The 22585-nt window shown below is 39.5% G+C and carries 17 protein-coding genes; all 17 read right to left on the reverse strand.

All coding sequences use genetic code 11. The features are described 5' to 3' along the window. Positions 1 to 25: 25 nt before the first annotated feature. Positions 26 to 5518, reverse strand: coding sequence for a WxL domain-containing protein (locus IGK77_RS14935; RefSeq protein WP_438713247.1), 5493 nt, complete (start codon positions 5516 to 5518; stop codon positions 26 to 28). Between the two features lie 13 nt (positions 5519 to 5531). Beyond that, entirely contained in the window at positions 5532 to 6572 is a 1041-nt protein-coding gene (locus IGK77_RS14940) for a DUF916 and DUF3324 domain-containing protein (RefSeq protein ID WP_438713248.1), read from the reverse strand. Positions 6573 to 6662: 90 nt separating this feature from the next. Continuing rightward, complete coding sequence (locus tag IGK77_RS14945) at positions 6663 to 7469, reverse strand: WxL domain-containing protein (protein ID WP_438713249.1); 807 nt, start codon at positions 7467 to 7469, stop codon at positions 6663 to 6665. A gap of 24 nt (positions 7470 to 7493) precedes the next feature. Continuing rightward, positions 7494 to 7802: an LPXTG cell wall anchor domain-containing protein gene (locus IGK77_RS14950; RefSeq protein ID WP_023520670.1), complete on the reverse strand. Its 309-nt coding sequence runs from the start codon at positions 7800 to 7802 to the stop codon at positions 7494 to 7496. 631 nt (positions 7803 to 8433) lie between these two features. Further along, entirely contained in the window at positions 8434 to 8787 is a 354-nt protein-coding gene (locus IGK77_RS14955; protein WP_194180038.1) for a DUF7006 family protein, read from the reverse strand. Between the two features lie 25 nt (positions 8788 to 8812). Further along, positions 8813 to 11443 (reverse strand): WxL domain-containing protein, encoded by a 2631-nt coding sequence (locus tag IGK77_RS14960; protein WP_438713250.1) that lies wholly within the window; start codon positions 11441 to 11443, stop codon positions 8813 to 8815. Between the two features lie 13 nt (positions 11444 to 11456). Further along, positions 11457 to 12527, reverse strand: coding sequence for a DUF916 and DUF3324 domain-containing protein (locus tag IGK77_RS14965; protein ID WP_194180036.1), 1071 nt, complete (start codon positions 12525 to 12527; stop codon positions 11457 to 11459). Between the two features lie 87 nt (positions 12528 to 12614). Next, complete coding sequence (locus IGK77_RS14970; RefSeq protein WP_194180035.1) at positions 12615 to 13445, reverse strand: WxL domain-containing protein; 831 nt, start codon at positions 13443 to 13445, stop codon at positions 12615 to 12617. Continuing rightward, positions 13442 to 13777, reverse strand: a complete 336-nt coding sequence (locus IGK77_RS14975) for an LPXTG cell wall anchor domain-containing protein (RefSeq protein WP_194180034.1) — start codon at positions 13775 to 13777, stop codon at positions 13442 to 13444. Before IGK77_RS14975 ends, IGK77_RS14970 begins: the two co-directional genes overlap by 4 nt. A 544-nt stretch (positions 13778 to 14321) precedes the next feature. After that, positions 14322 to 14675: a DUF7006 family protein gene (locus tag IGK77_RS14980; protein ID WP_194180038.1), complete on the reverse strand. Its 354-nt coding sequence runs from the start codon at positions 14673 to 14675 to the stop codon at positions 14322 to 14324. Positions 14676 to 14700: 25 nt separating this feature from the next. Then, a complete protein-coding gene (locus IGK77_RS14985) occupies positions 14701 to 17316 on the reverse strand; it encodes a WxL domain-containing protein (protein WP_438713251.1) in 2616 nt (871 codons plus the stop codon). Positions 17317 to 17325: 9 nt separating this feature from the next. Next, positions 17326 to 18366: a DUF916 and DUF3324 domain-containing protein gene (locus tag IGK77_RS14990; RefSeq protein WP_438713252.1), complete on the reverse strand. Its 1041-nt coding sequence runs from the start codon at positions 18364 to 18366 to the stop codon at positions 17326 to 17328. An 88-nt stretch (positions 18367 to 18454) separates the two neighbouring features. Then, entirely contained in the window at positions 18455 to 19285 is an 831-nt protein-coding gene (locus IGK77_RS14995) for a WxL domain-containing protein (RefSeq protein WP_438713253.1), read from the reverse strand. Then, positions 19282 to 19617 (reverse strand): LPXTG cell wall anchor domain-containing protein, encoded by a 336-nt coding sequence (locus tag IGK77_RS15000; protein ID WP_438713254.1) that lies wholly within the window; start codon positions 19615 to 19617, stop codon positions 19282 to 19284. Before IGK77_RS15000 ends, IGK77_RS14995 begins: the two co-directional genes overlap by 4 nt. Before the next feature lie 824 nt (positions 19618 to 20441). After that, positions 20442 to 21614 carry a hypothetical protein gene (locus tag IGK77_RS15005; RefSeq protein ID WP_438713394.1) on the reverse strand — a complete coding sequence of 391 codons (1173 nt, stop codon included), beginning with the start codon at positions 21612 to 21614 and terminating at the stop codon, positions 20442 to 20444. 391 nt (positions 21615 to 22005) lie between these two features. After that, positions 22006 to 22218 (reverse strand): hypothetical protein, encoded by a 213-nt coding sequence (locus IGK77_RS15010; protein WP_438713255.1) that lies wholly within the window; start codon positions 22216 to 22218, stop codon positions 22006 to 22008. 174 nt (positions 22219 to 22392) lie between these two features. Continuing rightward, positions 22393 to 22572, reverse strand: a complete 180-nt coding sequence (locus IGK77_RS15015) for a hypothetical protein (protein ID WP_349521200.1) — start codon at positions 22570 to 22572, stop codon at positions 22393 to 22395. Between the last annotated feature and the right edge of the window lie 13 nt (positions 22573 to 22585).

A 22585-nucleotide genomic window follows, 5' to 3' on the forward strand; every position in this document is an offset into this window, starting at 1 on the left:
GCCGCAGCCCTTTTCTTTCTTGTGACTAATTATCGGGAACTACACTTAGTTCCCAGGTGAGTGTTGTTTCATAGGTGCTTGCTCTTGGATTCGCGGTTGGAGGAACTTCAAGTGCCACGCTTTCGCTTGCACTTTCACCGTCACCAAACCGATAGATCCAGGTACCTGCTCCTTGGCCATCGAGCGCGGTCAGAAGTTTAGTCTTTTCTCCTGGAATTAAGGTAACACCGTCTTGAGCATACAACATCGGTTCATCACTTCCGTGAATAGACTCCAATTGTTGGTTAGTGAAAGACAAACGAGCCCCTCTTAGTTCATTTTCCTGTAGATCCGTAAATTGACTGTTTTGCGTAACTGCTAATTGCCAGCCGTGACGTTCCTCTTCTGGCCGTCGATCACTGATCTGGATATAGTTTGGTCGCTCTTCAGCCTCATTGACGGTTCCATCCGGATTTAACAAGCGTTGCGGTTGCGCATAATATCGCTTCGTTCGCGTAGAAATTGCTTGTTGGCCAAATGTGAATCGAGAAGCAAAATCTATGCTTAACAAGCCTTGGTCTTCTTCGAGCTCAGGTTTATTCTCTGGATCGACTTCAATTTCTGGATTCATCGGATCTACCGGTGAAACAGGACCAAGATTCCCAACCGTTAAAATCGTCGCTGGTTCAAATGTCACATCATGAAACAGTAACTCGGTTGCCGGATTGATATTACCTCGATCATTATTTGTTTCAGGTGGAGCAACGACCTCTGCGGCCTTTGCGGATCCTGCATTATCCCGTAAAAAGATTTGAATTTCATCGTCTTCTTGTAATGAGAGTTCACTTAAATCAAGTGTGAATCTGCCCTCATCGTTGATAGTGGCATCTGATGTATCAAAGGGTTGCCCATTATACGTTGCGGTTACTTCAGCTTCTTTATTTTCTGAAATCCCTTGGATGGTTTTACTATTTTCACCAATGATAGAAGATGAGAATTTCGCAGGTGCCGGAGGGACGATTGGAAAGACTTCCACAGTATCTGTTAAGATCTGGTGGTCAAAACCTTCGGTCAGTTCGCCACTGGTTAATTCTACGTGACTGATTCGAACTTTTGATCCTGCTTCAAGGGGTTCAGGTAAGGTGATTTCAAAAAGTCCGCCACGTGGGTCTTCTCCGTAGATACTGATACCTGGTGATTCGTCTGAATGACCGACGGTCTTAGTCGTATAGTCTTGCGTGTGTCCTGATGGAGATTCTACTTCGACTGTCACGATCGCTTCATCGTCCCATGCTGGGCGACTATCATCTAATCCTACAGGAAGACTCACGCGCCCATAGATTTTCTTATCGGCATTGGTTGGCACTCTCAACTCATCTGCGATGGCCCATCGCCCATTGTTACTACTTAATCGACTGTATGCAGTTAAACCTGTGTTTCCAAACACGTCCGTATTTAGTTGATCTGGTGCACTTGTTTCGCCTAATAGGTTGAAATTTGCGCCTCCAAATGAATAATCAATACTGCGGAAATCCAAATCTGGATCCCCAGCAAGATCTGCCCCATTTTTCCAAACAGATAAATCACTATTCGTTGCTTTCAATGTGGAACCATTATTGACATTAAAAATGTTTCCCCCACCTGGACGATTATTTTGGAAATTCATATACAGAGGATTCTCAAAATTCACATTAATTACTGCAGCACTAAATACTCCTGCGGTAGCCGACGCAGTTCGACCTTCGGCTCTAAATATACCCCCATTTTTGACATCAAGTGTAGGAGAGCTTGTTCCCATATCTAACGCAGGACCGCTTTCTGCAATAATATTGACATTTGAACCAATTCCTTCAATAGAAAAGGAATTATTTGTACCACCTGGATAACTAATTCCCTGGTTATTTACTCCGATTCCTCCATCATTTGCTGTACCATTTCCAGGATTATAGACGCTAAATTCACCGCCATTTTTAACCATTATGGAATTATTATTTCCAAACATACGCATTCCAGGTGTCGATCCCCCCGTTTTTTCAATACTCATCTTCGCATCATCAATCGTAAAACTACTATTACCAAATTGCATAAATCTTACCGCCGCTGCTGCACCTCCAGCAGGTTCAGAAGAAGCCCCTTGTTTAACTAGTAATTCTGCTTTCTCCGAAATGTTGAATTGCGCATTTTCACTCCAAAGTCCGATTGTAGTTGCCATATTACTAGTGATTTCAACAGAAGCTTCATCTGAAACATTAATTTCTGCTCCTGGTGATACCCCCACGCCAGTTCCCAAATACACTGTAGCTACAGAAAAAACGGCAGCGGCTGAACTAGCAATCGTAACTTCTGTACCTGCGTCTGAAATATCTAGTTTAGGATAACTACCATTTAGCCAAATACTGCTTGCACTAACAGAATTTATGTTAACTTTACTGTTAGAGGCAATATTAACCACATTTGTATTTCCCTGTGCATATATGTTACGTCCACTTGTGGTCTTCAAAGAAACCTCACTTGAGTTGTTGATACTTAGGTTATTGTTATTTCCAATTTGTGAAATATTATCTCCACCAACTGTTTCTGACGAGAATGTACTATTTTTAATTTCAAATATCCCGTTATTACCATCAGAATAGAAACTCGTCCCATTAAGTACATTTGTTTCCAACTCACTATTTTCTATAATAGCTTGAGATGTATTACCTGTCATAACTAATCCCCGTCGATTACCAGACGTGATATCCACGTTAATTTTTGAATCAAGAAGACCTATCTTTGGTGAGTCGCCTCTTAAATGTAAAACATTATTCGCAGCATTTGTTGCAGCTACAGCTGAGCTTGTGGTTGTGACAGATAGTTTAGAACCATCAATCACGGAAAGCTCTGGTCTAGCATTATTATTGCCTATTTGAATATTCTCTGAATAACCAAGTCCAGAACTGTTTAGGTTGAATTCACTCTGATTATCCAGTGAAAGCAAGGCATCCGTCCCCTGTAAAATCATTCCCTGGGAATCACCAGTATCTGTCATGGTAAGCTGACTATTATTTAAGAGTACTTGAGGCGTCACGCCTTGCAGATAGATTCCTCGACCTGTGGAAGCAGCCATTTCCAATTGACTGTTGACCATAGACAAGGTAGGGGTTGCTCCTATTAGATTCATTCGCTGTCCAGAACTAGATCGAATGGCTGACTTGGTTTCATCTAATTGAAACAATGCGTCATCTCCAGATAAATCAACACCAATTCCTGTTGTCGTTTCTATTTCAGAGGAGGATTTTATCATTTTTACTATAGGAGAAAGTCCTAGAAGACTCAATGCCTGACCCGCAGCAGTACGTACATTTAATTGGCTATTACTAACTTCTAACTCTGCATTTTCTCCATTTAAATAGAACCCTCTTCTGTTATAACTTGTTACTGAAACATTTAATTTGGAACCTCCGGAAATTGTTGCTTTAGGTTCTGTTCCTCTCAAATGAAGAGCGTTGTTTGCGGTTTCTGTTGGTATCACAGCACCGCTTGTGGTCGAAACAGAAAGAGTTGAAGCACCTGTAACAGAGAGCTCTGGTCTGTCATTGTTGTTGCCTATCTGAATATTTTCTGATGTTCCTACTCCTGCACCTGTTAAAATAAATTCACTCTCATTTTCTAAAGAAAGCAAGGCATCTGGTCCTTGCAAAATCATTCCCTGAGAATCACCAGTATCTGTCATGGTAAGTTGACTGTTATCCAAACGAACCTGGGGTGTTTCACCTTGCATGTATAGCCCTCGGCCTGTAGAGGAAGTCATTACCATCTGCGTATTGGAAAGTTTAAAATGTGCAGCATCTCCAAGCAAATTTATCCTTTGACCACTCGTACTAGATAGTCTTACTGTTGAAGTGTCAAAATTTACGGATAGTTCTCTACCTGTCACATTTAATGCTGTACCAGTAGTTGAAGTAAGTTGAATCGTACTATTTTTTGTAGAAAACACGGGAGTATTCCCAGTAATATCCACGGCTGATTGTGATGCAGAAGTAACGATTAATTCGGAGTCATTTACCGTTAGTTTTGCGGTGTCTCCACTTAAGTGTATTCCTCTTTTTGCTGCAGTAGTTGTAATCGTTAACCTGCTCTCTGAGTTGATCAATATTTTCGGCCCAACTCCGGTAAGTACTACCGCATTATTTATTATATCTGATGGAACATCTCCTGTTCCTCCAGTGGTGACTGTGAGTTGGCTATTTGAACTAATAGATATCTCTGGGTTTTCTCCCCTAAAATCGATTGTATTTGCTGCACCAGCACTTGTGGTAATCGTTATGGTTGAACCATTTTCTATGATTAACTTTGGATTTGTTATAGTAGCTCCTGAAAAGAAAACAGTTGAGTTTCCTCGATTAATAGTTACCCGCGCTTGGTTTATAGCGGATATTTCTTTTGCTTCAATAAAAATTGTAGTAGCTGCAATCCCTTGAAAATTTGATTGGCCTCCTGTAAAAACTAGTTTCCCTTCAGGAGAGGATACTAACCTCAATTCATTGGCATTCAATGCTGTAATATCTTCTAATTCAATGGTCCAATTACGACTACTCTCAGAAGAGGCATTCATTAATGGCGTAGTACCTATCTTTGCAATAGTCGCATTTTCTATCCGGAAGGTAGTCTCTTCTTCTACATCTTCAAATTGAAAATAAAAACCAGTGTTACCAAAAGTCAGCGTATGTCCGTTTCCTTGTATCTTGATTGGTCGGTCGATCGTCATGATATTGGCTGTATTTTCAGTTAAATTTGCTTGAACAGAGATAATGCTGACTTCAGGATTTGCGACAGCTTCTCTGAATGCAGCCATTGTTGAGACTTCTTCTGTATTTCCATCAAAGACCGCCTGTTTGAATGTTTCGTTCTCAGAAGGAGTAGCTTCCTCTTTCGATTCTTCGGTTGCTACAGGCGCTCCTTTTTCTTCTGATTGTTCAGTCGTATTTGGATATTGCTCATGTTCTTCATTTGATTCATCAGATGAATCCTGATTCATTTCTGATTGATCTTCAGTCTCCGGTTCTTCCTTTTCCGATATTTCAAGTGTCGCAGTTACGTCTTCGACGGACACATCATAATTACCTTCAGCTTTAAATACCACTGGAAGCACAAACGTTTGTTGCGCACGCTCCGCTTGAATCACCCATTCATCTGATTCTTCTTCTTGGTTGACGGCAACTCCAGCTTGTAACTGGTCTTTTACCAGCTTTGCTTCCTTCGGGAGGGTAATTCTTGCCTCTGTCACCTCTTGATCTGAAACAAATGTCACCTTCAATGGCTCTTCAACCGTTCCTTGAAGGCGAGAGCGAGGAAAGGAAAAGCGAGGATTGCCTTCCTTTTTCACTTCTGGATAGTTTTTTATGGATGGAAGTTCCAATTGTTCTTCTTCCTGTACTTGCCCCTCTTCCTTTTTATCCGTGGTTTCCGCATAGACGATGCCTACTGGCAGGAGGAATGCATGCAGAACAAGAATCATCGTCCCTAAAATGAGCATTCCCTTTTTCATTAGCTTTCTCATGGAATCCTCCTCTCTATACTTCTTTTTCGCTTTCACGTGCTCTTTTCTTTTGCCACATCAGGTAAAGCACAAGTCCAAACATTAAAATAAGCAAAATAATCACACCGATCATCCACCAATTGACACCAGAATCAATCATTACGTCTTCTCGATTTAACTTGCGGGCTTCATCGGCTTCAATCGTAAATTCACGTGTCCATGACCATTCATTCTCTCCCGATGTAGCTGTTAATTCAAGGACATAGTTCCCACTTCGAAAACGGTCGCCTTCTAAAGAAATCGGGAAGTTGAAATTAGAATTTGGCGCCATCTGCATCATTTCTTTCTCAGCCTTATAGAGCACCTCATTCTCCCCTGCTCGTTTTACGGTCGCTTCCACCGCCAATTGATTGACAAAAGTGGGCGTAAAATTTTGTAGCGTGGCACTGATCACATTGCGATAGTTCAATTGATCCGCGAACACATCTAATAGTTCCAACTCCGGTTGCACCGAGTCTCGAGTATTACTAACGACCACACCAACCACATGGGCAAACTCATTCTTGATAGCTACGCCTTCTCCTCCTGGGGCATCGCTATCTTCCTCTTCTTTTACTTCGGCGATTCGTAAGCCGCCGGCTAAATACCCTTCAAAGGCGTCTTTAGGCATTTGCAGAGGAATTTCTATAACCGTTGTTTCATTTCCAGCTAAAGTAATGACCTCCGAAGGAGTCATCAGCTCATCCAAGGAGTGGATTAAGGTTGGATCCGCTTCTTCAACATCTTTGCCATACTCGACATTACCCAAAGTATTAGTATAAGCCGTATGCGGTGTCACCTGAACGTTGATTGGTTCTGAACTGGAATTTCCGACTTCTAGTCGCAAAGTCTCTTTTTGTCCAGGAGGGAGTAATAACTCATAGTATCCTTTACTTTCATCCACTTGGCTCTCTGGAAAAAGAGGGGTAACGTACGTATTTAAACTCGCTTCTTCGGCCTGGACCGCCTGGGGCAAGAAAAAGAAGAGCGCTATAAGCAACCATAGACTTTTTTGTATCGTTTGTTTGTGTATCATTTGTCATAATCCTTTCTAAAAAAGCAGCGTCACAGAAATCTGTAACGCTGCCAGTGACTAATGGAACATGGAAATAGGAATGGTTACTTCTTAAACCGCATCAGGTTTCTCATTATCTGGTGTTAGTTCTAATTCCCATGTCAATGTAGAGGTATACGTTACTGCATCTTTGGCAGTCGAGCCAGGAACAAACAATTGGATCGCCTTATTTTCGACGACATCTACCTTATCTTCCACTTGTTTTGCAAGCGCATCATGATCTCCCCAAACAACGGAAGAAGTTCCGCCACCCTTTCGGTTAGCAGCTGTCATGACCGGCACGGCCTCTTCACTTGGAATCAACTCTAAACCACTTGTGTGAATCGTCGGTTCCTGATTTGCATCATTCACACTGTAACGAAGGGAAGGATCGAATAACGTAATTTTTGCGCCTTTTAACACACTATTTAGGGTATCTGTTTTTGCTTGAAATTCACTTAAACTCACGCTCAGTTCCCATCCTTCATTCGTTCCGCGGGTGTCTTGAACTTGTGCCATACTGACATAAGGAATCATATTTTCCTCGCCTGTTGTTCCGGCTTTCTGTTGCATTTCCGCAATCATGTTGTAATGTTCATCAGCAGTTGAGATAACTTTCGTTCCAAAGTTCATTGTTGGAACTGTTGCAATCGTTAGTGGTCCTGTACCAGGAATTGGTGGGATCGTCACCTCTGGACCTTCAGGATCAGGTTCTACTACTGTGTCTTCAATATTTGGAGTGAAGGTGACTTGACCGGTCGTTGTTGTTTTACGTACTTCTTTTGATTCTTGGTCTGCATCTTCAGCAAAGACTTGTACTCCTCCTGCGAAAATTGTTGTTGATAATGCGGCTACAGTTGCTAAACGAATAAATTTCATACTTAAATTCCTGCTTTCTTTTAATTAATTTTCTTGTGTTTCTTTTCTTTTTTTATTCCCTACGACTAATAAAACACCTGCCACTAAGAAACTTCCAATCCATAGCCCAAGTGAGCTACCGGTCATATTGGTTTTTGGCAAAGTTCCTCCTGGCTTTTGTGGGCTGGTGCTGGGAGGTGGATCTGGTGGACCGATTGGTTCATAAGTTCCTGTAAACCCAATAGATCCTTCTGACTCGACGGATTGGACCTGTGTACCATACACCTGTAGCGGAAATTGTATCGCTATTATTAGGGACATTAGACCAATCATAAGACCAATAGTTTTTCGCATCTTCCCTCCTCCTTTAACATCTATCTCAAAAACGATCGTTTTTCAGAATAACGAATACTTATGTATGCTAAGTCATCGAAACGCCAATTTAACAACATTACTTTAGACATCTGACAAGTTCAGATGTCTATTTTGCTGTACACCCAAAAACGATGGTTTCTAATACGTTTTAGTGAATAAACAAGGCTTAACTTTCAGCCTTCCTTATACTCATTATCTTATAACAATTTATATAAGGTTGAAAATCACAATTTTCACCTCGTCATGCATATCTAGAAAACAACAAAAAAAACAAATGAGATCATGGATTCATCAGAATGAATGGGAGAAAATAATTAGTGCTCAAAAAAAAAATAAAAGGTAAGGGTCAAAAAACTTAAATATTTTTGATCCTTACCTTTTATTTTTCTTGCTCAACTTCGATGTCATTTTCTAATTTAGGTGTTTAAAAGCGAAATAGAAAGTCCACCAGGGTATACCCTGTTGGACCCATATTATCTATTTAATAGATTGACTAACTGAACACAAATTTTTTAAGGAATTTCATGTTGAAAAAGGAGTTTCCTAAAATATACAAACCAAACAAAAATTGCGCAGAAAGTTTTTTCTAGACAATTTTTTTAGCCTATTTTCATTCCACATTGTATACCATCGAATAGTAATCATGTGTACTTAAATTATTCCCACAAAGTTCCTTGAAGTACGTACGATAGTCTGTCTCAATAATTCTTATCATCTCTTTTATTGGTATGATGTTATAGTCATAACTAATCAGTTCTGCCAGTAGTGTTAGTTTCGCATCGATCCCTAGAATTCTAGGGAGATTTTCCCAAAAATTATCTGGCGAAACCGTACATGTCAAATGATCAAGTTGCTCGAACTGTTGTGCCAGGTACGCATTCAGTTCTTCTGATTTTCTTTTATCTTGCGGTATACTTTCTTGAAATTGACGCATATATTCATTCTTCGTTAGGGGTGGTTTCATATGGTGTGCTCCTTTCTCTTTTTCTTCATTTCTGATTGTCAGGAACCATACTTAGTTCCCAAGTCAACGTAGTTTGATAGGTCGCAGCTTGTGGGGCAGTACTTGACGGAACCTCTAGTACCACACTTTTGTCGGCACTGGCTGCATCACCAAACCGATAGACCCAAGTACCGATCCCTTGGTCATCTTTTGCGGTGATCAGTTCGGTCTTTTCTCCCGGAATCAGTTTGATTCCGTCAGGCTGACTCAGTTCAGGCTCGCCGATGTTTTGGACAGACGCCAACTGTTGATTGGTCAACTGTAAACGGGAACCTTTTAGTTCATGCTTTTGAGGATTTATGAACTGTCCATTTTGAGTCACAGAAAGGGTCCAGCCATGGCGGTCACTTTCACTCCGACGATCACTGATTTGCACGTAGTTCGGACGTTCTTCCTCTGCATTGATTGTCCCATCCGGATTCAATAAGCGTTGAGGTTGTGCATAATAGTTCTTTGTTTGGGCAGAAATACCTTGTTTTCCAAAAGAAAAGCGAGATGCAAAATCAATACTTAAAGCACCTTGTTCTCCAGGTAGTTCAGGTGGATTTTCTGGATCGACTTCTGTTTCAGGCACTAATGGATCCACAGGAGAAACAGGATCAAGGACATCTTTTGTATATAGATACGTTACGATCTGTTCCTCCTTTGTAAATCTGCCCTTCGCATTTTCAGGCATTTCTTTTAACGTGTATCCTTCAATTTCTAAAGGTTCTGTTTCATAATCTTCCTCTAGTAAGCCTCTGAGTATTCTTGGTTCAGCTAGTTCGGCCAGAGATTCATCTAAATATTTTACTAACACGTCTCCCCCTTGTTTTTTCTGATAGACAGCACGGACGGTAGTATCTGATGTTCCCATCGTAAAAGTAGTCACTTCATTTGTTTCATCTAAAATCCTACTATCAGTTCCGGATACAATTTCCCACCGAAGAAAATCAAATGTTTCCGTTGGGTTTGCGTGAAGCGTGGTGGTCTCTCCTTGAGTGATCGTTGTTGTTTGTGCCGTAGGATTCCCCCCAAGAGTAGGACTCGCTTCTAATGAAAGTACGTAGGAAGGGCGTGGGGGATTGAATCCATCTGATGAGTGAGCACCTGTCATTATAGTACGATATCCTATATTATTGAAATTAAATAAATATCGTTCAGAAAAATCATTTGGATCACTTATACTTGAAGTAACAATAGATCCATTTACTCCTGTTAAACGTGCATCAACCGAGTACCATGATTCTGAAAATGAAGAATGAAAAGGAGCTCCAGACTGATCTACTCTCCCTGTCATTAAAATATTGTTTCCTTTGATATCGATAGTACTATTAGCGGAAGAAGAAATAGGCGGCAAATACATTCCAGTAATAGCCATACTTCCAATTAGTCCGTTTTCTAAAACTAAACGAGAGGAACCACTCAATTGCACTGGAGATTGTAATGAATGAGTTGATCCACTTACAATGATTGCCCCTTTCATCACAAGCATACTCGCTTGAGATAAAGAAATTACCGGAGTATTATTCCTATAACTAAGAAAAAGAGGGGCAGACGAATAACCTTGTACTGTAATAGTCCCAGAACCACTGTGGCGAATGAGAGGTGTCGTAGCTGAAGTATTAGTAGATGTAAAAAAGTTTAAACCCTCAATATATAAATCCCCAGCAGACATTGCTAACGAATTGGCAGATCCGGCAAAATTTAACCTAAAAAAAGCTGCACCTGTTAGATCCACTGAATTTGAACGAACATTCAGTGAATCCCCTAATAAGGACGATGAAAATGTGATATCAGATTGAAAATAAATTTCTGTAACCGATCGAGAGTTCCATGCGGAACGAAAGCCACTCCAATTCTGAACTATACTTCTCGACCGATTTTGTGTATCCCTTGTCCCTTCCAAAATTCGGGCCTCTTCTGCTTGAATAACTTCTTCTGGAATCGATAAATTTCCTTCGCTAGCAGTAACCGCATGCACTGATAGGTTTACATCCCCACTCTCTTCCCTTTTTTGCGGTTCTTCTTTTTGTTCGTCATTTTCTTCTGACGGATCGAATTTCTCTTTGTTTGTTTGAGTATCTTCCAGCGCTTGAGAACGATCATCGATTCCTGTATTGTTGTCCGAGATAGGGGTTTCTACTTCCAAATAGAAATGATCTGCATCATGATCGATGGTAATAAAGTACTGTCCTGGAGTCTCAAAAACCACAGGTAGGGTAAATTCGGTCTGTTTTCCTTTTGTATGAAGCGTCCAGTATTCTCCATGGGAATGAGTAATTGACTCCCCTGAGGAAAAATGGGAAGTCATTACTTCCCCTTCAATTGGAACCCGAACCAAAACTTCATCTGCAGGATACGTACTCGTAAAACGCAAGATTACAGGTTGGTTCGTGACTGTCTGAAATGTCTTTTCTACAAATGAAAATTCCTGAACTGCTGTCGGTGCTTCTTCGACAGATGGAACAGCGGTACTCATTGCTACATAATCAGGTGTCTGGTTACGAAAAGCAGCAAGTGCTTGCTCATCTATTGATCCATTCGTTTCCGCATAGACTTGATTAACGATAAATGGCATCCCTTGTCCCAACAAGAATAGAATGACACAAAGTATACTCTGTTTTCGAAAGCCCACTCGACATCCCTCCTTAATCTTTTTGATCATTTTCTTGATTTATAAATGAATGAATATCGAGATCTTTTTTTCTCTTTTTAAAAAAAGTTATCATGACAGTTATTGCTAAAAGAATCAGTAAAATGATGGTACCAACCATCCACCAATTTATGCTTGAATCCAGCATCACATCTTCTCGATTGAGCTTACGAGCCTCATCAGCTTCAATGGTAAACTCACGCGTCCAAGACCATTCATTTTCTCCAGAAGTCGCTATTAATTCTAGGATATAGTTTCCGCTGCGAAAACGGTCTCCCTCTAGAGAAATCGGAAAGTTAAAGTTTGAATTTGGCGCCATCTGCATCATTTCTTTCTCAGCCTTATAGAGAACGTCGTTCTCCCCTGCTCGTTTTACGGTGGCTTCTACCGCCAATTGATTGACAAAAGTTGGCGTAAAGTTTTGTAACGTAGTACTGATCACATTGCGGTAGTTCAATTGATCCGCAAATACATCTAGCAGTTCCAACTCCGGTTGTACCGAGTCTCTGGTATTACTGACGACCACACCAACCACATAGGCGAATTCATTCTTTATGGCTACGCCTTCTCCTTCTGTTTCGTCGGTTTCTGCCGTTTCCTCTTTTTGTTCGGCAATACGTAAACCACCCGCTAAAAATCCTTCAAATGCTTCTTCGGGCATCTGTAAGGGAATCTCCACAGTTTTTGTTTCATTTCCAGCTAATTCAATTACCTCAGAGGACTCCATCAGGTCAGCTAAGGAATGAACCAACGTAGGGTCTGCTTCTTGTGCATCTTTACCGTATTCAACATTTCCTAACACATTAGTATATGCAGTATGGGGGGTCACTTGAACCCGTATGGGTTCAGTGCTCGTATTCCCAATCTCCAAGCGCAAGGTTTCTTTTTGATTGGGCGCAAGGTTTAAATCATAATACCCTTTGCTTTCATCTACTTGGCTATCCGGAAAAAGAGGTGTGGCATAAATATTTAGCGTCGTTTCTTCTGCCTGGACCGAAACCGATAAGAAAAAGCTGAGAACTGTAAGCAACCATAAGGATCTGTAGTTCTTTTGTTTGAGTTTCATGAAACGTAATCCTTTCTTAAAAAAAGGCAACGCTACAAGGATCTGTAACGCTGCCGATACTACAAGGTCATAGTAAAAAATTTATCCCTACTCTTCAGTATCAGGAATTGAGTTGTCAGGAGTTGAAGTTAACTCCCATGTCAATGTAGACTGATACGTTACGGCATCTTTTGCAGTAGATCCTGGAACAAATAGTTTAATCGCGTCATTCTCTACTACGTCTGCGCCATCTGCGACTTGTTTCGCAATAGCATCATGGTCCCCCCAAACAACAGAAGATGTACCCGCACCTTTTTTCGCGGCTGCTGTCATGACTGGTACAGCGGCTTCACTTGGTAGAAGTTCTAACCCACTTGCATGTGTTTCAGGTCTTTGTTCAACATCATCAATGCTATAAAGTAGTGCTGGATCAAGCAAGGTGATCTTTGCGCCTTTTAATACGGCATTTTGTGTTTCCTTCGTTGCTTGGAATTCACTTAGACTCACACTTAATTTCCAACCTTCATTTGTCCCACGTGTATCTTGAACTTGAGCCATACTCACGTAAGGGACCTTGTTTTCATCACCAGTCGTTCCTGTTAATTGTTGTCTTTCAGCAACCATATTGTAATTTTCATTTGTGGTCGAAATAATTTGTGAACCGAAGTTCATCGTTGGCACCGTCGCAATTGTTAATGGTCCTTTGTTTTGACCATCAGGATCTACAACTGGTGGAATCGTTACATCTGGTCCATCTGGTCCAGGATCAACGACAGTATCATCATTCCCTGGGGTAAATGTGATTTGGCCCTCAGTTGTTGTTTTACGAACTTCGTTTGTTTTTTCTCCTTCGGTTGGTTCATCAGCAAAAGCTTGAACGCCTCCGGCAAAAATAGTAGCAGATAATGCAGCAATAGTTGTTAATCGAATAAATTTCATGTATGATTCCCTCTTTGATTTTCTTTATTTTTTTTGTTCTGGGTGTTTCGTTTTACACCAAGGATGACAACTAGACCTACGAATAGCCAACCTAGCCATATCCAGTGATATTGGATCATCGTATTGGTCTGGGGCAGGTACCCCTCAGTAGGTGGCTTGACTATATTTTCCGGTGGTGGATCCGGTGTGCCAATTGGTTCATAACGTCCCGTAAACTGAATCGAACTTTCTGTTTCGGTCACTTGGACTGAAGATGCGTACACAGGATACGAAGTATTCTGTGTGAAGAGCACAAACAAGCAGCTCACAACGAGCCATTCCCTACATTTCATTTCCCTCCTCCTTTTATGAATTGACTCAAAAACCTTCGTTTTTAAGGGAACAACAAAAAAGACATCCGATTCAATCGAATGTCTTGAAAAAAGTTGTTAGATTAGGTTTTCTATTCCAGAAAATAAATAACAAATATCAATTCTTAAAAACGAAGGTTTTTGGGAATTTTTATGCAAGAATATACCTTTATGATAACTTCTTACATAACCAATACTATCAGTTTTTCTGATTTAAAAAAAACCAATTATTTCATATATACATGAAATAATTGGTTTTATCTCCTTTTATGATTGTCTGATAAAAATCATACGAATATTTTTCATTAGAAACTAATTTTTTTTATGCGTATCTACAGCTCTATTCAATAAAATTAAATGACGTCAGGGTATACCCTGGTGGACCCATATTATCTATTTAATAGATTGATTAACTGAACACAAATTTTTTAAGGAATTTCATGTTGAAAAAGGAGTTTCCTAAAATATATAAACCAAACAAAAATTGCGCAGAAAGTTTTTTCTAGACAATTTTTTTAGCCTATTTTCATTCCACATTGTATACCATCGAATAGTAATCATGTGTACTTAAATTATTCCCACAAAGTTCCTTGAAGTACGTACGATAGTCTGTCTCAATAATTCTTATCATCTCTTTTATTGGTATGATGTTATAGTCATAACTAATCAGTTCTGCCAGTAGTGTTAGTTTCGCATCGATCCCTAGAATTCTAGGGAGATTTTCCCAAAAATTATCTGGCGAAACCGTACATGTCAAATGATCAAGTTGCTCGAACTGTTGTGCCAGGTACGCATTCAGTTCTTCTGATTTTCTTTTATCTTGTGGTATACTTTCTTGAAATTGACGCATATATTCATTCTTCGTTAGGGGTGGTTTCATATGGTGTGCTCCTTTCTCTTTTTCTTCATTTCTGATTATCAGGAACACTACTTAACTCCCAAATCAACGTGGTTTGATAGGTCGAGGCTCGTGGGGCAGCGCTTGGTGGAACCTCTAGCACAACACTTTTGTCGGCACTGGCTGCATCGCCAAACCGATAGACCCAAGTTCCTACCCCCTGCTCATCTTTTGCGGTCATCAGTTCTGTCTTTTCTCCCGGAATCAGTTTGATTCCATCAGGCTGACTCAGGTCAGGCTCACCGATGTTTTGGACAGACGCCACCTGTTGATTGGTCAACTGTAAACGGGAACCTTTTAGTTCATGCTTCTGCGGATTTATGAACTGTCCGTTTTGAGTCACAGAAAGGGTCCAGCCATGGCGGTCACTTTCACTCCGACGATCACTGATTTGCACATAGTTCGGACGTTCTTCCATTGCATTGACGGTCCCATCCGGATTCAATAAGCGTTGCGGTTGTGCATAATAGTTCGTTGTTTGGGTAGAAATACCTTGTTTTCCAAAAGAAAAACGGGAAACAAAATCAATACTTAAAGCACCTTGTTCTTCGGATAGTTCAGGTGGATTTTCTGGATCGACTTCTGTTTCAGGCGCTAATGGATCCACAGGTGAAACAGGATCAAGGACATCTTTTGTATATAGATAAGTTACGGTCTGTTCCTCCTTTGTAAATTTTCCCTTCGCATTTTCAGGCATTTCTTTTAACGTGTATCCTTCAATCTCTATAGGTTCTGTTTCATAGTCTTCCTCCAGCAAGCCTCTGAGTACTCTTGGTTCAGCGAGTTGTACTAATGATTCATCTAAATATTTTACTAACACGTCGCCCCCTTGTTTTTTCTGATAGACAGCACGGACGGTAGTATCTGATGTTCCCATCATAAAAGTAGTCACTTCACTTGTTTCATCTGCAATCATACTATCAGTTCCGGATACAATTTCCCACCGAAGAAAATCAAATGTTTCCGTTGGGTTTGCGTGAAGTGTAGTGGTCTCACCTTGAGTAATCGTTGTTATTTCTGCCGTAGGGTTTCCCCCATCCAGAGGACTCGCTTCTAATAAAAGTTCATAGGAAGGGCGTGGGGGAGGGACAAATCCATCAGAAGCTGTTGCTCCTACAGTTATTGAACGATAATCAACTAAATTATGATTAGCCAAATATCTTTCAGAGAAGTCATTCGGATCGCTAGTACTGCTAGTTACTATTGAACCGTTTACTCCAGTTATTTCAGCAGTAACTGAATTCCAAGATACGCTAAACGGTGTTAAATAATTAACAACTGGCTGAACAATTGAGTGCACATTGATATGTCCACCCATCATAACATTGGCAGCGTTTCGAGAAAAAGATAATACAGAAGTAGCATCCGAAGATATTGGGGGAACCCAAGTATTCGAGGCACCATTGCTTCCGACAACTACTTTTCCACCTAAACTTGCAGTCCACCCGCTAATATCAAAGCTGGAATTTCTATTTAGCTGAACAGGTGATACGGCAACCTGATTATAAATAGTGTGACCCCCACTAACAGTATAAATTCGAGAACCATTATTAGCCGATACCGCTGGACCCCTCCTTCTATTAATAATTACTGCTCCGCCGTTGGCCAAATTAAGCGAAGAAGAGCTATCTAGCGATATCAGAGGTTGTACCCCAGAATCTTCGGATACGATTATAACATTCATCAGTGTCAATCCACCATTTTCTAATTCCAAACTGTTTCCCGATGTTCCCATATTAACCCGTCTACCTAGACCACTTATGGCTCTAGAGGAGTTATTACGTTTATTTAATGAACTTCCAAGTATGGAAGAAGAAAAATTAATATCTAAGTCAAGTGCAATGGACACATACGACTGGCTACTGTTCCAAGCAGAACGAAATTGTGACCAATTGGTTACCCGAGTCGACGTTCTATTATCTTGATAATCTGTTATCATTTCTAAAATACGTGCTTCTTCCGCCGCAATGGCTTCATCAGGGATGGATAAATTTTTTTCACTTGCGATCACAGGTTGAATTGCAATAGGGCACTTATTCACCTCATTTTCTTCTGAACCAGTAAGGTCTGGCTCATTCTGAGACTCTGAATCAATTAACCCGTTTTCTGAGTTACTCTCCTCTACCTCCAAATAGAAATGATCTGCATCATTATCAACGGTAATAAAGTACTGTCCAGCCGTCTCAAAGACGACAGGTAACTCAAAGAATGTCTGTTTTTGATTTGTTTTAATAAGCCAATATTCACCTTGTGAATGCGTAACGGAATAATCGCTGGATAATTGCGTATCTACAATTTTTCCATTTTCCGGAATCCTTACCAGAACCTCATTTGCTTCTAGCGTACTCGTGAACTGTAAAAGTACCGGCTGACCAACAGAAGTACGAAATGTTTTTTCAAAAAAAGAAAATTCTTGTACTGCTTCATGGGGAACTTCAGTCGATAGAACTTGAGGTTCTATTGGTAAATAATTAGGTTTATTGGCCTGAAAAGAAGCAAGAGTCTCTTCATCTACCGATTTAGTGATCTCTGAAGCAAATACAGGGGGGATAGACAATGTCGTAACTTGCGCTAGTAATAAAAAGAGGCTTCCTAGCCTTAGGTACCTACGAAAACGTGCCATACTCACCATTCACTCCTTTGTCGGTTGTTTTTTATCTTTGTTTCTACGTTTCAAAATTAAATATACAAGTAATACAAGTACTGTAAGCAGTAGAAAGATCGTACCAACCATCCACCAGCTTATGCTTGAATCAATCATTACATCTTCTCGATTAAACTTGCGAGCTTCATCAGCTTCAATGGTAAACTCACGCGTCCATGACCATTCATTTTCTCCCGAATTCGCTGTTAGTTCTAAGATGTAGTTCCCACTTCGAAAACGGTCTCCTTCTAGAGAAATTGGAAAGTTAAAGTTTGAATTTGGCGCCATCTGCATCATTTCTTTCTTTGCCTCATAGAGAACTTCGTTCTCCCCTGCTCGTTTTACGGTGGCATCTACCGCCAATTGATTGACAAAAGTTGGCGTAAAGTTTTGTAAAGTAGCGCTAATCACATTGCGGTAGTTTAATTGATCCGCAAATACATCTAGCAGTTCCAACTCCGGTTGCACCGAATCACGATTGTTACTGACGACCACACCAACCACATAGGCGAATTCATTCTTTATGGCTACGCCTTCTCCTTCGTCGGTTTCTGCCGTTTCATCTTTTTGTTCGGCAATACGTAAACCACCCGCTAAAAAGCCTTCAAATGCTTCTTCTGGCATCTGTAAGGGAATCTCAACCGTCTTCGTTTCATTTCCGGCTAATTCAATCACCTCAGAAGACTCCATCAGATCGGCTAAGGTGTGAACCAACGTTGGATCCGCTTCTTGTGCATCTTTGCCATATTCGACATTTCCTAGCACATTGGTATACGCCGTATGGGCCGTCACCTGAACCCTTATGGGTTCTGCACTCGTGTTCCCAACCTCCAAGCGTAAAGTTTCCTTTTGATTCGGGGCTAGATTCAAATCATAGTAACCTTTTCCTTCGTCTACTTGGCTATCCGGAAAAAGCGGCGTGGCATAGATGTTTAGTGCCGTTTCATCTGCTTGAACCGAAATCGGTAAGAAAAAGAAGAAAATGGCGAGCAGCCAAAGGTATCTGACGTTCTTTTTTGTAAGTTTCATTTAAATTAATCCTTTCTAAAAAAAAGCAGCGTTACAAGGTTCTGCAACGCTGCCGATACTACAATGTCATAGTAAAAAATGTTTCTCCCTATTCCTCAGTATCAGGAGTTGAGTTGTCAGGAGTTGAGTTTAACTCCCAAGTCAATGTAGACTGATACGTCACGGCATCTTTTGCGGTAGATCCTGGAACAAATAGTTTAATCGCATCATTTTCTACTACGTCTGCCCCTTCTGCGACTTGTTTCGCAATAGCATCATGGTCGCCCCAAACAACTGAAGAAGTTCCTGCCCCTTTTTTCACTGCCGCTGTCATTACTGGCACCGCAGCTTCGCTTGGTAGAAGCTCTAAACCACTTGCGTGCGTTTCAGGTCTTTGTTCAAGATCATCAATGCTATAAAGTAGTGCTGGATCAAGTAAGGTGATCTTTGCGCCTTTTAATACGGCATTTTGTGTTTCTTTCGTTGCTTGGAATTCACTTAGACTCACATTCAGTTTCCAGCCTTCATTTGTCCCACGTGTATCTTGAACTTGTGCCATACTCACGTAAGGAACTTTGTTTTCATCACCAGTCGTTCCTGTCTTTTGTTGTCTTTCAGCAACCATATTGTAATTTTCATTTGTGGTCGAAATAATTTGTGAACCGAAGTTCATCGTTGGCACCGTCGCAATTGTTAATGGCCCTTTGTTTTGACCATCAGGATCTAAAACTGGTGGAATCGTTACATCTGGTCCATCTGGTCCAGGATCAACGACAGTATCATCATTCCCTGGGGTAAATGTGATTTGACCCTCGGTTGTTGTTTTACGAACTTCGTTTGTTTTTTCTCCTTCGGTTGGTTCATCAGCAAAAGCTTGAACGCCTCCGGCAAAAATAGTAGCAGATAATGCAGCAATAGTTGTTAATCGAATAAATTTCATGTATGATTCCCTCTTTGATTTTCTCTATTTTTTTTGTTCTGGGTGTTTCTTTTTACACCAAGGATGACAACTAGACCTACGAATAGCCAACCTAGCCATATCCAGTGATATTGGATTAACGTATTGGTCTGGGGCAGGTTCCCCTCAGTAGGTGGCTTGACTATATTTTCCGGTGGTGGATCCGGTGTGCCAATTGGTTCATAACGTCCCGTAAACTGAATCGAACTTTCTGTTTCGGTTACTTGGACCGAAGATGCGTACACTGGATACGAAGTATTCTGTGTGAAGAGCACAAACAAGTAGCTCACAACGAGCCATTCCCTACATTTCATTTCCCTCCTCCTTTTATGAATTGACTCAAAAACCTTCGTTTTTAAGGGGACAACAAAAAAGACATCCGAGTCAATCGAATGTCTTGAAAAAAGTTGTTAGATCAGGTTTTCTATTCCAGAAAATAAATAACAAATATCAATTCTTAAAAACGAAGGTTTTTGGGAATTTTTATGCAAGAATATACCTTTATGATAACTTCTTACATAACCAATACTATCAGTTTTTCTGATTTAAAAAAAACCAATTATTTCATATATACATGAAATAATTGGTTTTATCTCCTTTTATGATTGTCTGATAAAAATCATACGAATATTTTTCATTAGAAACTAATTTTTTTATGCGTATCTACAGCTCTATTCAATAAAATTAAATGACGTCAGGGTATACCCTGTTGGACAAAAAAATGCAGAAATACATGCGATAAAAATATATTTTTATTATCAACCTTATACCATTTGCTTACTATTAATACACAAATCTTAGTAAATACTTTGAAATAAGCAAAAAACATTAAAAATCAATATTTTAAACAAATATGATTTTATATCATTAGCCTATACCCGAAAGTATAGTTTTAAAACCTTAATTTATGCTATTATTGTCCGTGTTGCATTTGAGAACCATGCTGTTTTGTATGGTTCTAAAACGCGAACATCAAAAATAAAGGCAAACAAAAATTTGAGAACCATGCTGTTTTATATGGTTCTAAAACCTTAACAGCATTTGTCCTTCCGTCTGGTCACACAACTTGACGGAGTTTACCCTTCAGTGAGTGGTTTTACCCTCACTATTTCGTTGCCAAATCAACGATTGTTTTATTTCAGATACTTTTAACTTCTATTCCGTATCTTTTTCCTTTATTTACTAGTTGCTCTTTCAGTTGATAATAAGCCCACTCTCCATAATCTTTATCTGGTTCAGCAATACATATAACCTGAGCTTTATTGCGAATAGCAGTTTTAACGATTTTCGCAGAACATTGATTATTATAAGTTTTAACAAAATTACTCTCTCTGCTCTTTATTGCTTCCCATCGATCTTGATTTAATTTCCTTTTTCGACCATGACCGCCCTTAGAGAATATGCCTCGGCTTTGTTCTTTTGATTTTATTGCTTTAATTTTACTTTTGAAGTTCCTTATATATTGGCTATCACCAAAGGATATTACCGTTTGATTATTAACTAAGCATTCACCACTACATAAATCTACAAAGTTTACAATCAATTCAGTACCTTCATTGAATTCCAGTTCATTATAGCTTTTTTCAAAAGAAACTGTTAGATTAAAAAATAATTTTCTACCGTCATAAATTAGATTGCTCTGATTTAATTTGTAATCACCTTTTGCAATGTATTGTAAAACTGAAGCAACATCTCTTGCTTTCCTTGGCTTACTACCCAAATTTACTTTAAACCTAAATCCTTTAGGCAAAGAAATATAAAACTTGTCTGCTTTATGTATTTTAATATCTCGCCCCCTGAACGGCAATAATCCATATTTGTTTTTATTTTTATATATTCTAGGTGTTCTTTGTCCAGATACGATCCCAATGAAATCATTGCCAAAGTCTTTACTAGCTTTCATATTTGCAGAATCAATAAAATCCGAATAATCAAAGTCCATTTTTTTAGCTACATCTCGTGTTCTCGTTTGACTCTTCAAACCTATTGCTTGCGTCAATATTTCTCTCGCTTCTTTATTTTTTTCATTTCTCAGTTTAGATAATTCAGCTTTCGTTTTATCAAGTTTCTTTTGATCTATCGGATCATTATATCCTAATTTTTCAATCCGATCTTGAATGCTTTTTTCTCTCTCCGCATAGCCTTGATCCATTTCTTTGATTGCATCTTTTAACAACTCTTCAAACATCAACTGTTTATATACCATATTCAATGCTTTTACGTATTCTCTACTATTTTTCCAAAAAAAATCATAAAAGGAATTTTTTTCTTCTTGCGATCCATCAATAGATACTTCTATTTTTTTTGTCATAGTTATTGTTGTCAATTTTAGCACCTCTTTATTTTCCATCTAGCATATAATTATTTGAAATTATTGAAATTTTTGTCAAATTAAAAATATATCAATCTATCCTGTAATGTATCTACGCTTATTGTAAATCTGAATTTTAATTTTTTAGAAGTTAACGTTGACTTAAAGTACATCGAGTTACTCGAATAATAAAAAATTCCTCTCTTTACTAAAGGATTACTTTTCTAGAATAAAACTAACCTTTAACTATTTCAATTTATCTCTATCTGAGTTATAATTTAAGTAAATAAGGAGCTATGCTCTAACGTAGCCCCTAGTGTAGTCCGTTCAAAGCGGATGGCATTTTTAACAAGTTTAGAGCCTGTCTACTCTGCCAAAAGTTGAGACGGCTCTATTTTTTTTGTTCTTTTTTGAACTTTAACCATGCCAAAACCGAATCACTAGCTTTCGCTATAGCAGTAATTACCACTGCTGCTGCTCCGATAATAGCAATGATTTGATCCAATGAGAACAAATCAGGCATTTCCTTTCTACAGAGTACGACCGATAAGCTAATAAGCCCATAGGCACCACGCTCCTTCAATTGGATTTGCCAAACCGCCACAAACTTTCTACAATGATATTATATCATACCTATCTAATTCCCTTTATTATAATTTTAATTCTTTATCGTATCGTTTACATCTGCAGCGAAAGTTAATAATTTTACACCTTATCTCCACCTTTTCAATTATTTAAAAAGTGATATCACTTTTAGGTTTTAGTATAAAAAGTGACGTCACTTTTTGAGTGCTGGTACCTCAAATCCTGCTTTTTCTTGCACGATCAATAGATCTAACGCAATACACATAATCCTAGATTCACTTTTTCCGTACTTCTGTTTGAGTTCCTGCAATTCTTTTTGTCTATTTTCATCTAGTGTGACGGGTAAGCGTTTGTTTCCTGTTGCAATCGGCACTTCTTCTCTCTCC

The organism is Enterococcus sp. DIV0806c (assembly GCF_051710905.1).
Lineage (GTDB): Bacteria > Bacillota > Bacilli > Lactobacillales > Enterococcaceae > Enterococcus_B > Enterococcus_B mundtii.

Bases quoted from the DNA above. Each gene is read 5' to 3' on its own strand.
- IGK77_RS14935 (WP_438713247.1), bottom strand. From the start codon at position 5,518: ATGAGAAAGCTAATGAAAAAGGGAATGCTCATTTTAGGGACGATGATT.
- IGK77_RS14940 (WP_438713248.1), bottom strand. From the start codon at position 6,572: ATGATACACAAACAAACGATACAAAAAAGTCTATGGTTGCTTATAGCG.
- IGK77_RS14945 (WP_438713249.1), bottom strand. From the start codon at position 7,469: ATGAAATTTATTCGTTTAGCAACTGTAGCCGCATTATCAACAACAATT.
- IGK77_RS14950 (WP_023520670.1), bottom strand. From the start codon at position 7,802: ATGCGAAAAACTATTGGTCTTATGATTGGTCTAATGTCCCTAATAATA.
- IGK77_RS14955 (WP_194180038.1), bottom strand. From the start codon at position 8,787: ATGAAACCACCCCTAACGAAGAATGAATATATGCGTCAATTTCAAGAA.
- IGK77_RS14965 (WP_194180036.1), bottom strand. From the start codon at position 12,527: ATGAAACTCAAACAAAAGAACTACAGATCCTTATGGTTGCTTACAGTT.
- IGK77_RS14970 (WP_194180035.1), bottom strand. From the start codon at position 13,445: ATGAAATTTATTCGATTAACAACTATTGCTGCATTATCTGCTACTATT.
- IGK77_RS14975 (WP_194180034.1), bottom strand. From the start codon at position 13,777: ATGAAATGTAGGGAATGGCTCGTTGTGAGCTGCTTGTTTGTGCTCTTC.
- IGK77_RS14980 (WP_194180038.1), bottom strand. From the start codon at position 14,675: ATGAAACCACCCCTAACGAAGAATGAATATATGCGTCAATTTCAAGAA.
- IGK77_RS14985 (WP_438713251.1), bottom strand. From the start codon at position 17,316: ATGGCACGTTTTCGTAGGTACCTAAGGCTAGGAAGCCTCTTTTTATTA.
- IGK77_RS14990 (WP_438713252.1), bottom strand. From the start codon at position 18,366: ATGAAACTTACAAAAAAGAACGTCAGATACCTTTGGCTGCTCGCCATT.
- IGK77_RS14995 (WP_438713253.1), bottom strand. From the start codon at position 19,285: ATGAAATTTATTCGATTAACAACTATTGCTGCATTATCTGCTACTATT.
- IGK77_RS15000 (WP_438713254.1), bottom strand. From the start codon at position 19,617: ATGAAATGTAGGGAATGGCTCGTTGTGAGCTACTTGTTTGTGCTCTTC.
- IGK77_RS15005 (WP_438713394.1), bottom strand. From the start codon at position 21,614: ATGACAAAAAAAATAGAAGTATCTATTGATGGATCGCAAGAAGAAAAA.